14 protein-coding genes and 1 tRNA gene are annotated in these 13,879 nt (G+C 34.4%); 5 read left to right on the forward strand and 10 right to left on the reverse strand.

Going from position 1 to position 13,879, the window contains the following annotated elements:
- Positions 1 to 81 precede the first annotated feature (81 nt).
- Both HX049_RS13010 and HX049_RS13015 read right to left on the reverse strand, forming a co-directional pair.
- Positions 82 to 152: transfer RNA gene (locus tag HX049_RS13010), tRNA-Cys, on the reverse strand.
- Positions 153 to 172: 20 nt separating this feature from the next.
- Entirely contained in the window at positions 173 to 1,297 is a 1,125-nt protein-coding gene (locus HX049_RS13015; RefSeq protein WP_006260904.1) for a DegT/DnrJ/EryC1/StrS family aminotransferase, read from the reverse strand.
- 579 nt (positions 1,298 to 1,876) lie between these two features.
- Between HX049_RS13015 and HX049_RS13020 the strand changes: the two genes are divergently transcribed.
- On the forward strand, positions 1,877 to 2,530 hold the full coding sequence (locus HX049_RS13020; RefSeq protein WP_230456715.1) for a hypothetical protein: 654 nt from the start codon (positions 1,877 to 1,879) through the stop codon (positions 2,528 to 2,530).
- On the opposite strand, the gene HX049_RS13025 is transcribed toward HX049_RS13020, so the two are convergent.
- The 3 genes from HX049_RS13025 to HX049_RS13035 all read right to left on the reverse strand — a co-directional run bounded on the left by HX049_RS13025 (position 2,531) and on the right by HX049_RS13035 (position 4,922).
- Positions 2,531 to 2,992: a GNAT family N-acetyltransferase gene (locus HX049_RS13025; RefSeq protein WP_006260902.1), complete on the reverse strand. Its 462-nt coding sequence runs from the start codon at positions 2,990 to 2,992 to the stop codon at positions 2,531 to 2,533. It abuts the gene before it with no gap.
- A 10-nt stretch (positions 2,993 to 3,002) separates the two neighbouring features.
- Positions 3,003 to 3,809, reverse strand: a complete 807-nt coding sequence (locus HX049_RS13030) for a PhzF family phenazine biosynthesis protein (RefSeq protein ID WP_006260901.1) — start codon at positions 3,807 to 3,809, stop codon at positions 3,003 to 3,005.
- A 243-nt stretch (positions 3,810 to 4,052) separates the two neighbouring features.
- The gene (locus HX049_RS13035; protein WP_006260900.1) at positions 4,053 to 4,922 is read right to left on the reverse strand and encodes a helix-turn-helix domain-containing protein; all 870 of its coding nucleotides are present in this window, start codon (positions 4,920 to 4,922) and stop codon (positions 4,053 to 4,055) included.
- 197 nt (positions 4,923 to 5,119) lie between these two features.
- Between HX049_RS13035 and HX049_RS13040 the strand changes: the two genes are divergently transcribed.
- Positions 5,120 to 6,274, forward strand: a complete 1,155-nt coding sequence (locus HX049_RS13040) for an MFS transporter (RefSeq protein ID WP_286416359.1) — start codon at positions 5,120 to 5,122, stop codon at positions 6,272 to 6,274.
- A gap of 59 nt (positions 6,275 to 6,333) precedes the next feature.
- Here HX049_RS13040 and HX049_RS13045 read toward each other — a convergent pair whose 3' ends face one another.
- From HX049_RS13045 to HX049_RS13060, 4 genes are all read right to left on the reverse strand, one after another.
- Positions 6,334 to 6,933, reverse strand: a complete 600-nt coding sequence (locus HX049_RS13045) for a Crp/Fnr family transcriptional regulator (protein WP_006260898.1) — start codon at positions 6,931 to 6,933, stop codon at positions 6,334 to 6,336.
- A 157-nt stretch (positions 6,934 to 7,090) separates the two neighbouring features.
- A complete protein-coding gene (gene hmpA, locus HX049_RS13050) occupies positions 7,091 to 8,296 on the reverse strand; it encodes an NO-inducible flavohemoprotein (protein WP_006260897.1) in 1,206 nt (401 codons plus the stop codon).
- 160 nt (positions 8,297 to 8,456) lie between these two features.
- Positions 8,457 to 9,005 carry a chromate transporter gene (locus HX049_RS13055; protein WP_286416360.1) on the reverse strand — a complete coding sequence of 183 codons (549 nt, stop codon included), beginning with the start codon at positions 9,003 to 9,005 and terminating at the stop codon, positions 8,457 to 8,459.
- 3 nt (positions 9,006 to 9,008) lie between these two features.
- On the reverse strand, positions 9,009 to 9,545 hold the full coding sequence (locus HX049_RS13060; protein ID WP_006260895.1) for a chromate transporter: 537 nt from the start codon (positions 9,543 to 9,545) through the stop codon (positions 9,009 to 9,011).
- A 304-nt stretch (positions 9,546 to 9,849) separates the two neighbouring features.
- Between HX049_RS13060 and HX049_RS13065 the strand changes: the two genes are divergently transcribed.
- A complete protein-coding gene (locus tag HX049_RS13065) occupies positions 9,850 to 10,317 on the forward strand; it encodes a hypothetical protein (protein ID WP_006260893.1) in 468 nt (155 codons plus the stop codon).
- Between the two features lie 427 nt (positions 10,318 to 10,744).
- Here HX049_RS13065 and tnpA read toward each other — a convergent pair whose 3' ends face one another.
- Positions 10,745 to 11,200 carry an IS200/IS605 family transposase gene (gene tnpA / locus HX049_RS13070; protein WP_006260892.1) on the reverse strand — a complete coding sequence of 152 codons (456 nt, stop codon included), beginning with the start codon at positions 11,198 to 11,200 and terminating at the stop codon, positions 10,745 to 10,747.
- Between the two features lie 334 nt (positions 11,201 to 11,534).
- Here tnpA and folE point away from each other — a divergent pair, with 334 nt between their 5' ends.
- Both folE and cysS read left to right on the forward strand, forming a co-directional pair.
- Positions 11,535 to 12,206, forward strand: coding sequence for a GTP cyclohydrolase I FolE (gene folE / locus HX049_RS13075; protein WP_006260891.1), 672 nt, complete (start codon positions 11,535 to 11,537; stop codon positions 12,204 to 12,206).
- Positions 12,207 to 12,223: 17 nt separating this feature from the next.
- A complete protein-coding gene (gene cysS, locus HX049_RS13080; protein WP_006260890.1) occupies positions 12,224 to 13,702 on the forward strand; it encodes a cysteine--tRNA ligase in 1,479 nt (492 codons plus the stop codon).
- The last annotated feature ends 177 nt before the right edge of the window (positions 13,703 to 13,879 follow it).

A 13,879-nucleotide genomic window follows, 5' to 3' on the forward strand; every position in this document is an offset into this window, starting at 1 on the left:
GATTCGAACCAATCTAATGACTATTGCGTAATCATGCCTATCCTCTCGGCCACAGAACCTTTTGTTTACCCTCTTATATTGAGGTTCCGACTGGATTCGAACCAATCTAATGACCATTGCGTAGTCATGCCTATCCTCTCGGCCACAGAACCTTTAATACTATCAATGTATCTTACCTTTTCTTCAGTTTTTCAATTACACTTAATACTCCTTCTGTTATGAAAATCAATTCTTCCTCAGTCAACTCCGTATGTATAGGTAATGACAACACCCTAGAAGTTAAATACATTGTATTAGGCAAATTATATTCTCTATCTTTTAATGTTTTAAACATCTCTTGTTCATGACAAGGTACAGGATAATATATCATACTAGGAATGCCTAACTTTGCTAGTTCTTCATGTAGCTCATCTCTATTCACCCCTTCTAGAATCATCGTATATTGATGAAAAACATGGTGACTATAATCTGGTACATAAGGGGGAATGATATTAGAACTAACCTTAAAAGCTTGGTTATAATAAGCAGCTACTTCTCTCCTTTTATTACAGTAGTCATCCAAATATTTTAATTTCACATTTAAAACCGCTGCTTGAATAGAGTCTAAACGACTATTCACCCCTACTATTTCATGATAATAACGTCTCTCCGAACCATGATTACAAATCTTTCGCATAGTATGAGCTAATGAATCATCATTGGTCATAATCACTCCACCATCTCCATAAGCACCTAAGTTCTTAGAAGGAAAAAAAGAAATACAACTGATTGTTCCCATTGTTCCTGTTTTATAAGAAGTACTTCCTTGCTTATAGCTTCCTCCTATACTCTGAGCGTTATCCTCTATCACCGCGAGATTATACTTATCTGCTATTGGCATAATATCTCCCATATTAGAGCATTGACCATACAGATGAACAGGTATAATAGCTTTCGTTCTCTCAGTTATCGCTGCCTCCAAACTCTCTTTATTAATAGTAAATGTATCTTTATCTACATCTACAAATACTGGTGTTAATCCTAATAGAGCTACTACTTCTACTGTTGCAACAAAGGTAAAGGATGGAGTTATCACTTCATCACCTGGCTTTAACCCTAATGCCATCAATGCGATCTGTAATGCATCTGTACCATTAGCACATGGGATCACATGCTTCACACCTGTATAAGTTGCTAGATTATCTGTAAACTCCTTAACAGCTGGTCCATTGATAAAGGTACTCGTTCTAATTACCTGCTGAATTCCCTTATCTATTTCTTCCTTTATTTTTTCATATTGACGTTGTAAGTCAACCATTTGTATAGCACTCATTGTTTATCCTCTTGCAGCTCCAATCCAATTAAAACTCTATCATTTTAATTACTGTTCTAAGCCTTATTCTGTGATACAAATGTATATCGTTAATACAACTCCTACCTAGTCCAGTTTTTACAAATACTCCCTATAATCTATCTCTTTGTTTCTATAGATTTTTGAGCTAGATTGATTTGGTATAAGTCCGTAGTGAGTCCGTTATTTTAAACAAAACAACGGACTGAATACTGATTCATCTCTTCACCAATTCACTCTTATACAAAACAATACTTGTATGAAATATTAACTACACAGAATCATCCAACAACTACTATTTACTTCATCTACCTAGTCTAAAGATCAATATTCAGACATTATAACACTTTACTTCATCTACTTCCTTACATAAAAATCTGATTTGATTACAATTCTTCAAAGTTTAATTACACTCCACCTTCTTCTAAAGGGATAAAAACAAATCTTTGTCATGTTAATTTTAAATCTATAGTGATGACTACTACAAATAATATAAGTTCTATTTGGGTGAATAATCGGCGCAAAAGAAGCCTACTGGATTTCCTTATGTTCTGGAAAAAAAGACCTTGTCCAGAAGTCAAACTCCCTACTCCCCTACACCTTATAGAGTCGTGTAAAGGATTAGTATTAAACAACCTGAAGGTCAAATCTATTCTATTTTCAACAGATATTGCCTTAATAGAGAACAATGATGCAGATGCTATTCTTGCAGTGTACCCATTTGCTCCCTCACAGAATATTATTAAAACCTTAATTGAGTTTTCTAAGAAACCTGTTATTTGTGGTATAGGTGGAGGTATTACCCAAGGTGACTTCGCCATTACAATGGCTAAAAAAGCAGAAGCTTTAGGCGCTGCTGCAGTCATAGTCAATCAACCATTTAAAAATGAAGATATCGCTGAGGTAAAGAAGCATATCAATATTCCTATTATATCTAGTGTATCAACCCTCAATTTTGATTTTAAATCACGTATTGAAGCAGGGGTTAGCTGTTTTAATGTTACAGGTGGAGCAGATACTCTAAAAATAGTAGATTATATTAAAACAACCTATCCTGATATAGCTATAATCTCTACTGGAGGAAAAACAAATAAATCACTTCAAAATATAGCACAAAAAAAGGTAAATGCTATCATTCTTACTCCTCCATCTAATGGAGAGCTATTTCGCTCTATTATGGATGGTTATAGAGAACAGTGATTATTGTGATAAATGAAGTACATAGACTTGTTCGTCGTCTTTTGCTACACCTGTATTGCCAAAACCACAAGAGGTATACAGTTGGATCGCTCTCACATTACTCTCATCTAATCCGAGATAAAGCTCTTGGACAAGCTCTCTAAGTCGTATTTGTTCTAAAAAAGCTTCAAATGCTTTCTTTCCATATCCCTTACCTTGATATTGGTAATCAATCATAAATCGCATGATCCAATAATTATCTTGGTCTCGATCATAAGGTCCTGACATAATAAAACCAATTAATTCTTCGTCACTATAAATAGCTTGTGGCTCTAAATTAGGATAAAACTTAGACTCTGCTATAGATACTGCATTGCCACAGATATACTCCTCATCAAAAGTAGGTTTACCATCTTGATTAGTCGTTAGCAGACCTACTTCACAGTAGTTATCTGCTGTTACTTCTCTTAATGTAATTCGCATATATAGTCTTCTATATTGTAATTATTCCTTCACTAAAGATAACAGCACAACTCTTAATAATCACTTTATCCTCTGTCAACTCTACTTCCATACTACCAGTTCTTTCAGAACACTGAAATGCTTTCAGTATCTTTTTGTCTAATCTGATGTACCAGTACGGTGCTAAAAAACTCTGAACAGCCCCAGTCACTGGATCTTCATCTGTACCTGACCAAGGCCAAAAATATCTATATTCATAATCATATCCCTCTATACAAGAACTCGCAGTGACCACCACTCCATTAATCCCTGTATCAATATTTCTTAATCTATTAAAATCAGGAGATAAGGCTGCTAGTTCTACGCCATCTTGTATCTCTACCATGACGATATTATGTTCTTTATTATATCCACAGCTCAACACCTCTTTTATACCTAGTGCATCTACTATCTCTTTTGATAAAGTCGTATACTCTATCTCTAGAAGCGGAAAAGACATTTCTATATTCACTCCTTGCTTGCGCACTTCTACTGTATAACCTGAGTGTGTATTAAATATAATCGTATGTAACTGCTCTTCTCCACTAAAAAGTGCTTTGGCAGAAGCCATAGTAGCGTGTCCACACAGTGGAATCTCCATCTTAGGAGAGAAGTAACGAATGCTATACTTATTATCTGTAAGAGGCATCACAAATGCCGTCTCTGAAAAACCAAATTCTTTAGCGATAAGGATCATTTTTTCCTCAGAAATAGGTTGTTCTAATAAACATACTCCAGCTTGGTTTCCTTTAAAAAGTTCTGTTGTAAATGCGTCTACTATAAATGATTTTATTTTCATGAATATTGTACTTTCGATAATTAACTAAGAATGAGCCAATAGAGATATAGTCCTCTCTAAGCCTCCTTTCTCCAATAACGCTCATTATGCAACGAAAGTATAAAGTTTCTATTATTCTATATACTAAAAGCTACTGAGTCAACTAAAAATCTGATTCAATAAGCTTATTGAGTACCTCAAAAAGTCAAAAGTCAAGCATAGATAACAGGAATAGTCTTATTATAGAAACAAAGTTCATTAACCTCAACTATTTCTATACTCATTAGGTGTCTGTCCAATATAGCGCTTAAAATACCTACAGAACAAAGATGCATCTGCAAACTCTAACTGATCACTAATCTGTTTAACAGATAGAGAAGTGGTGTTTAAATACTCTTTAGCTTTATTTATGACAGCAAAACCTATCCATGACTTAACTGACTTACCAGTTCTCTTCTTGATTAGTGAACTTAGATGCTGTGGTGTTAGGTGTAGATGTGTGGCATAAAAAGAAACATTGCGTTCTAACACTCCATATTCATCGAGAAGTTCAAAGAAGCAATCCATAATATCATTGACTCTATTCTTCTGTAAGTTTTCTTTTAAAGTCATAGAATAATACGACTTTGACACTACTGTAATTAAGGAGTAAATAAGGTACTGTAGCATCTGTTCTAACAAATGAGTCTTAGGTAGGCTATACTGTTTTCTGATAACTAAAGACAACTCTTCAATCAGTTCGCTATCTTGTTTATTAGGATAAATAACAGGTGTATCTAGGACCTCTGTATTACTAATAAATTCAGGTAGTATAGTATATTTCTCTATAAAGTCATAGTCCATCACAAAAACTACTGCTTCACAATCTTCACTATATGATATAGGCTCTATCCACATCTCTGGCAATATAGTAAGTGTAGCTCCTTTAGACACACTATACGATAGATTGTTAATCTTAATATGTAATTCACCAGCTTTACAAAACAATAAGGTCAATCCTCCAAACCGATGTTTTAATTGAAAGTAGGAACTATACATAGGATCAGTAATATCCATAATCAACAATCCTCCCATACGGATAGGATAATCAACTTTATATTCTCTCTGAAAATCAGCAACCCTAAAGAAGTCCATTGTTTTTTCTTGTAAAAATATAAAACCAAGAGGACTGTATCAGTAAATAGAGAAGATAATTTGTAGAATATTTAAAATGGAATATAAAAGCCTTAAAATGGAATATCACTACTCTACTTCGAAACTCTAATTTCGCTCCAAATAATAATGTCTTATCACATATCATGTCATCAACTACTCAAAACACACACAACAGGATGAGGCTCGCTATAGCGTTATTCTTTTTCTCTCATGGGCTAATACTGTCCTCTTGGGCAAGTAGAATCCCTTCTATCAAAACGTATTTAGGTATATCAGAAGCAGAACTAGGTACTTTATTACTACTTATGCCTATTGGTCAGATAAGCACCATGCCTACAGCGGCCAAACTAGTGAACCGCCTTGGTAGTAAAAAAGTAGTTCAATACGGCTTTCTCTTCTATCCCCTTGTTTTACTACTTATAGGGCTATCGACTACCTATATACAACTAGCGGTTTGCTTATTCTTTTTTGGAGTAGCAGGTAATCTATGTAATATTTCTATCAACACCCAAGGTGTAGAACTAGAATCTATCATGAATAAGCCTATGATGTCTTCCTTTCATGGAGCGTGGAGTATATCAGGTTTTGCAGGAGCCTTATTAGGACTTCTTGTGCTAGGTCTAAATATGACTACTTCTACTCACTTTCTTATTGTATTGGTTCTGATTCTTATTGTATTGGTTCTGATTCTTATTATTTGGTTATTTAATACTAAACTGCTAATTCCTACTATCACCAATCAACAAAAAGACAAAGAAAAAGGTTCTATCTTTAAACACCTTGACAAAACACTAATCCAGTTAGGTATAATAGGCTTTATGAGCATGGCTATTGAAGGAGCTATGTTTGACTGGAGTGGCGTTTATTTTCAAGAGATAGTAAAGGCCCCAGAACAATATGTTATTCTAGGATACACATCCTTTGTACTAATGATGGCAATAGGAAGGTTCTTAGGTGATTATCTCATTGTCAGATTAGGTAGAAAAAGAGTAGTTCAGCTATCAGGCTTATTGATGAGTAGTGGGCTAATTATCGCTGTACTCTTTCCTAATCTCTGGGTATGTACACTTTCTTTTATGATTGTAGGTTTAGGTGGTTCATGTAGTGTCCCTACTGTATTTGGAGTAGCAGGTAAGCATAGCCAAGTAAGCCCTAGTATTTCCTTAACCTTAATCTCTACTATCGCCTTTTTAGGCTTCTTGATAGGTCCGCCTGTTATTGGATTTATAGCAGAGGTTTTTGACTTGAGATATTCTTATTTATTATTCTCTGTATTTGGGATTATTATGATGGTTCTGGCTAGTCAATCTAAGATTTTAAAAGATAATTAAAAGTAAAAATCACCAAGGATATTTTATAGATTCCCTTGGTGATTACTCCTTTTAATGGATCAAATTACCACCTTACTATTGATAATTTGTACTTTGCTATCACTCTCTAATCTTTTTAAAGTACGAATAACTGTTTCTACTCTTAACCCAGTCAAATCTGCAATTTGTTGCCTAGTCAAATCAATAGTCAGTGGACGAGAAATTTCTTCCACAGCTTGTTGATGAGACTTTAGATAGTTTAGCAGGGTCATAATACGATTATCAGGGTCTTGTGAAGCAATATCAGGTGCCATAATAGACTTATAGTATAAACGTCTAGACAGGCTCTTATTCATAGTTAAAGACACCTCGTTATTTTGTCTCATCATTTCATAAAAATCACCTTTGGGCAATTGAATAATCTTTGCATTACTCACCGCTATTGCATTGGCAGGATAGCGCTCTTCTATAAATAGAGGTGGCTCTCCAAAGCTCTGTCCAGATGTGAAAATATTCTGTATAAACTCTCTCCCATCAGCACTAAAGTTATTCATCTTTACTTTGCCTGAAACAACTTGATAATAGTGGCTAGGGTAATTCCCTTCTTGAAAGATAATTTCATTCTTCTTCACCTCCCTTATTTCAGCTCCATATTGCATTAACAATTCTATCGTAATCATATTGCCTTTTAAATATCTACCTTATTTACGTATATTGATATCCAAAGCTACTAATAAACTATAGATGCAAACGCTAAAAAAAAGCGAAAATACACTTAGTATTTTCGCTTAAAAAAATATAGACTTACATCCAATATTGTCAATTAACTATTACGAGTTAAACAGATGCTGGTGTAAACTCTTCATAGAAGATCTGATCTGCACTGATATTTAGAGCTTTTAAATCACGAAGTTGCTTCTCTAAGAAAGGATGAGGCCCACATAAATAGTAATCTGCTTCATTCGTAAACTCATATCCCTTAATCGTAGATAAATCAACAATACCTTGATAAGTTTCTATATCTTCAGCCACCTGATCTAGACTGTCATAAAAGAAGATTGGCTTCACCTGAGAACAGTTATTCGTAATATAACTTAGTTTATTTCTAAATGCCTGTACCTCTTGATTTCTACAGCCATGAATCCACACAATATTGTGATTTACCACTCCACTTAATTCTAATGCCTCTAGCATCGATAATAAAGGTGTCTGCCCTATTCCTCCACTGATAAACACTTTATCTCTCTGGTTTTCCTGTAGTACAAAATTTCCTGACGGAGAACTAATTTCTACAGTATCTCCTTCATTAATATGGTCATGCAGATGATTACTAATCATACCATTCATATCAATCTCTCTCCCTAGTTCGCGTTTGATAGATATTCTATAGTACTCGTTATTAGGAGCACATGATATAGAATATTGTCTGATCTGCTCTAGACCTATTCGTTCTAAAAAGACTTTAATACTAATATATTGTCCAGGTTGATGCTGTACAACAGCACTTCCATCAGCTGGTACCAAATAAAAGGAAGTAATCTCTCCAGACTCTACTACCTTACTCTTCACAGTAAATGTTTTCCACCCTATCCAGTTATTCGCTTCATTCTCCTTAGCTTGATAAATCTTATGTTCGTGTCCTATCATGATATCTGCCAATTGTTGATAAGCCACTGCCCAGGCTTGTACGATATCCTCTGTCGCTGCCTCACCTAGTACTTCTTTTATAGACGCTAGTAGATGAGTTCCTACTATTTCATACTGTTCTGGCTGTATTGATAAGCTGGCGTGCTTATGCCCTATTAGATCAACTACGGGCATTAATCGCTCTGGCTGTGAAATATTTTCTGCATAACCAAGTACTGCCATCGCTAAAGCCATCTGTTGTTTACCAGCACGTTGATTCCCCATATTAAATACATTCTTTAATTCTGGGTGATATTCGAACATTCTCAAGTAAAAATGTTTTGTTAGTTCTAATCCCTTCTCTCTTAGTAAAGGTACTGTTGCCAAGATTAATTGTTTTTGCTCACCTGTTAACATGTCTTCGTTGTTTTATAATGTTACAGCCAAATATAGAAGCTTATCTACTACGCATTTTATGACTGCAGTCATAAGAAATAGAGTTTATTCTTTCTCCGTTTATAAAATCGGCAATTATATAGGAATATATCAATACTCTTTAATTCTCTTATCTATGATCTCAATAAATCAATATCCCTACGACAGCTGTAACAAAAAGAATAAGGATAGGATGTATCTTAAACCTGATAGAAAAAATAAGAGCTAAACTAAACAAACCTTCACTGTAATAATCAGAGAAGCTCTCTCGGTCTACTAGTGATGCAGCTGCTAGGGCAATCAAAGCTATACTCAGTGGCTTAATCCCCATTAAGGCGTATGAAAAATACTTATTAGATCGAAACTTTAAATAAAAATATGAAATCAAACAAATCATCGTAAAAGAAGGTAGACAAAGAGCTACTGTAGCGATGACTGCCCCAAGTATAGCTACCATAGGAGGGTATCCCGCACCATGTAATGCACTATAACCAACATAAGTAGCCGAATTAATCCCTATAGGACCAGGTGTCATCTGAGAGACTGCTATAAGGTCTGTAAACTCTCCTCTACTGATCCACTGATTCTTCTCTACTACTTCTTCTTGGATAAGAGACAGCATAGCGTATCCTCCACCAAACCCAAAAGTACCGATTTTTATAAACACCCAAAACAATTTTAAAAATATCATATCTTATGCTTTACTTTTTTCTTTTATACTATGATATATGATCCCTCCTACACATCCACCTATTACAATCCAAATTGGAGACACACCTAATCCCCACATCATGCCTAGAGCTATTAAGGGAAATATCAACGTCTTTGCAGTCATTTTATTAGCCTGAATAGCGATATAGCAAGGCGCCGAGATAAGAGCTACCACTACAGGTCTGAGCGCTTTAAACGCCTTTATCACATAGACATTTTCTTGAAATCGACTAAAAAAAACAGCTATAAGAAGTATAATAGTAAAAGGAGCTAATATAGTGCCTAGTGCTGCGACTACTCCCCCTTTTACCCCGTTAATCTTAAACCCCACTAAGGCGGCTATATTGGTAGCAAACACACCAGGGAGAGACTCGGTTATAGCGAGGAGCTCATAAAACTCGTCCTGAGTTAACCAATCGCGAGAAACTATTTCTTTTTCGATTAATGGAATCACAGCATACCCACCACCAATGGTAAAAAGTCCTATTTTAGTAAAGAGATAAAATAATTTGAAAAGCATGATTAAGAAGTTTTTTCAATATAAAACAAAGCTTACAAGATACAAAATCTCTCTTTTTTCACCTAATAAAACAGTTCTAAATCCCTTCCAAAAACCACTTCATTTAAGCAACAATTCCTTTTTATTACCTTAAAAACCGAATAACAACATCCCTCCTAATCCTGTGTATAAAGTGTAAAAAACACAACATAAAAGCCGTTCATCAAAATAATATTACAGTTTACCGCATTTTTAAGCATATTGCTAAAATTTGACATTCCTTATTTTGAAATTTTTCGTAATTTGCCGACAAACAAAAGAACACATGAAAAGACACTTCCACTATATACTATTTTTTATTCTATTAAGTGTTAGCACCTATGCCCAAAAGCTTGAGTTATATACCAATGATGGTAAAGAAGAATATCTAGGTTGCCTAAGCTGTGATGCCAAAGAGGCTAACTCTATATGGAATACCTATGGAACGTATGGGAACTTATACAGCCAAAAGTCAATTTGGAATAAATATGGTATCTATGGAGACCAGACCAGTAGCTACTCTCCCTGGAATATACATGCAGATAAACCTCCTATCGTAAAGAAAGACGGAATTACATATGGATACTTCAGTACCAATAAACACTTCGTAGGTAAGCGCGTAGAAGTAGAACTAACTAAGATGCTCTATGAATACTACCTAGACTTAAAAGAAGACCCTTCTAAATGGACAAAGGCTAAAGAAGTAGTGAAAGCTAAAGAAGTACAAACACAAAATGAAATTACCAAGAAATAAAAAAAGCGATGGAGATCTCCATCGCTTTTTTGCTTTAAATCACCTCTTATATCTTATAATTCTCTTTCACGTAAAAACTAAATATTAATAGAAACAAACAAAGTACCTTCTAACACAATTAATCAAATAAATATTTACCTCCTGATAACCTTGACGTAACAACAACTTAATATATTAACTTTTAAACATGTAGGCACTGACTGTATATTTATATATATCCATCTGATATACTATATTTTATATAATAATTTAAGTTAATACATGTTTACTATGGTTAAAAAATTATTCCCCTTGTTGTGTGCTCTATTATGTGTTTTTTCACAACGTTCTTATAGTAATATCTATTCGAAATCTGATAATTCCTCCTCCCATATCTCCCAAACAAATAACTCTAATTACAAATAATGAACTACCTCGAGGTATCGCGTTACTCAAAAGATAGTAGTAACTGATTTTTGTTGAACGATTTGTATACAGTGTTGTCTTCTCCTTGATTTTGAATATATTTCTTAATTACATCCTCATTACCATATTGACCAACTGTATTTACATAATATCCACTTGTCCAAAAATTACCTCCCCATAACTGGTGTTTTACTTCTGGATGCAAGCGAAAAATCTCTTTGGCAGTAATACTCTTCACTGTTCTAACAATAATCTCAACAGAAATTTTTGGCACACTTTGAATCAAAAAATGTACTTGATTTTCATCTGCTCCGATTTCAACAAAATGAATTTCATAACGTTCTGAAATCTTTCTACAAACTTCAACTAAACTAATTTCTACATCCTCTGATAAAACATTTCTACGGTATTTTATAGGACAAACTAAATGATAGAGCAGCAAGCTTTTATTATGTCTTTTGAAAATATGTTCACTCATCAAACAAATATACTAATCTCTACTCTTCTGCCCCGAGGCAGAGTCTCGAGGAAATCTTTTGATTATAATGATGATTTTTAAAGTTATATCTTATTGAATTACTAAAAATTAGATTTTGTATTGATTCGATTTCTTGTTCTAATTTAGAAATCTTTATTAATAGAGGTTTTACAATCTCTCTCTCTTCACCTACTCCTTAAAAATTAAAAGTGACAAACTTTAACTAATTCCAGCACTTAGAGGTAGATTATTTATAAATAAGTGTCAGAGTTTATCTATAATTATTATTTATATTTGTAGCAAGTTATAACAATATGTATTAAAAAGAAATAGAATGAATACAGACGAAAAGTTTCACGACGAAATGGGAGACAACCACATCGCATCTAGTGATGCAACTCCACTTAGAAGTGATGCATTTGACCGCACAGATGACGAAAAAATAGAATTGATAAAAAAAGATGTAGAAAACATTCTTAACACTTTAGGATTAGACTTGACAGATGACAGTCTTAAGGGTACACCTAACCGTGTAGCTAAAATGTTTGTAAAAGAGATGTTTGGAGGATTAAATCCTTCTAAAAAGCCAAGCGCTTCTACATTTGACAATAAATATAAATACAACGAGATGTTGGTAGAAAAGAACATTGTAGTTTATTCTACTTGTGAACATCACTTACTACCTATTGTTGGGCGTGCTCACGTAGCGTATATATCTAATGGTACTGTAGTAGGTCTTTCTAAGATGAACCGTATCGTTGATTTTTATGCAAAGAGACCTCAGGTACAAGAGCGTTTAACTATTCAAATTGTAAATGAATTAAAACGTGTATTAAACACAGAAGATGTGGCATGTATCATCGATGCAAAACACTTATGTGTAAACTCAAGAGGAATCCGCGATATCGAAAGTAGTACTGTAACTGCTGAGTTCGGAGGAAAATTCCAAGATGAGAACGTTCGTAAGGAGTTCTTAAACTATATCCAATTAGAGACTAAGTTCTAAACATTACAAATTATATTATGCCTTTATATCAAGAACAGCAATTAAAAATGTACAACTCCATCACTGGAGAGAAAGAAGTTTTCAAATCTATCCATGAGGGTAAAGTGGGAATGTATGTATGTGGACCAACAGTCTACAACTATGTACACCTTGGGAACTGTCGTACTTTTATATCTTTTGACTTGGTATATCGTTATTTAAAACACTTGGGGTATGCTGTGCGTTACGTTCGTAATATTACTGACGTAGGACATATGGTAGACGATGTAGATGAAGGAGAAGATAAAATCGCTAAAAGAGCGCGTATTGAGCAGATAGAACCAATGGAGATTGTTCAGAAATATACTTTGAACTTTCACAATATTCTAAAACAGTTCAATAACCTACCTCCTAGCATTGAACCGACTGCTACTGGGCATATCATCGAGCAAATAGAAATCATACAAGCGATCATCAACAATGGTTTTGCTTATGAGGTGAATGGATCTGTGTACTTCGATGTAGAGAAATACAATCAGTCTCATAACTATGGAGTGTTAAGTGGCCGTAAGATAGAAGATATGATGTCTAATACAAGAGATTTAGATGGACAATCTGACAAACGCAATCCACTAGACTTTGCACTTTGGAAAAATGCAGAGCCTCAGCATATCATGAGATGGCCTTCACCATGGGGAGATGGATTCCCTGGATGGCATCTAGAGTGTACTGCTATGAGTACAAAATACTTAGGTAAACACTTCGATATACATGGAGGTGGAATGGATTTAAAATTCCCTCACCACGAGTGTGAGATTGCACAGAATGAAGCTTCTACAGGTAACTCACCTGTAAACTACTGGATGCATGCTAATATGCTTACTCTAAACGGTAAGAAAATGGCTAAATCTACAGGGAATAATATTCTTCCTGATGAATTATTCTCTGGCGAGAACAATATCCTTAGCAAAGGGTTTGCTCCTTCTGTAGCAAGGTTCTTTATCTTACAAGCGCACTATAGAAGTATCTTAGACTTCTCTGATGATGCTATCTTAGCATCTGAAAGAGGGTATCAAAGATTAATGGAAGCTATCAAATCTCTAAAAGATTTGAAAACTTCTAGCAACTCTTCTGTTGATATCACAAAATGGAGACAATCGTGCTATGATGCAATGAATGATGACTTTAACAGTCCGATTTTAATTGCAAACTTATTTGAAGCAGTTAAATTCATTAACCTGATTAAGGATAATAAAGAAACTATTTCGGCTACAGATTTAGATACTTTAATTCACAGTATGAACGCATTTGTATTTGATGTATTAGGTTTAGAAAACACTGAAACAGCAAGTGCTAATAACGAAAAACTAGAAGGTGTAGTTAATATGCTTATCGGAATGCGTAATGAGGCTAGAGCAAATAAAGATTTCGCAATGTCTGACCACATTCGAGATGAACTAGCTAAAATCGGTATTCAACTAAAAGATGGTAAAGAAGGTACTTCCTTCTCTCTGTAAATACACAAAAGAGGTTATTCTATGAATAGCCTCTTTTTTTATGTATACCTCACCTACAATAGTTAAGTTTATTTTTTGTGATTATAAAATAGTCTTGCTAAAACTAATTCCTTCTACTCGTTTCTAACCTAGAATTTCTTACTTTTAGCACTATAATTAAACTCATCGTACATTTGT

The sequence above is a fragment of the Myroides odoratimimus genome (genome assembly GCF_030326305.1).
Taxonomy (GTDB): Bacteria; Bacteroidota; Bacteroidia; order Flavobacteriales; family Flavobacteriaceae; genus Flavobacterium; species Flavobacterium odoratimimum_A.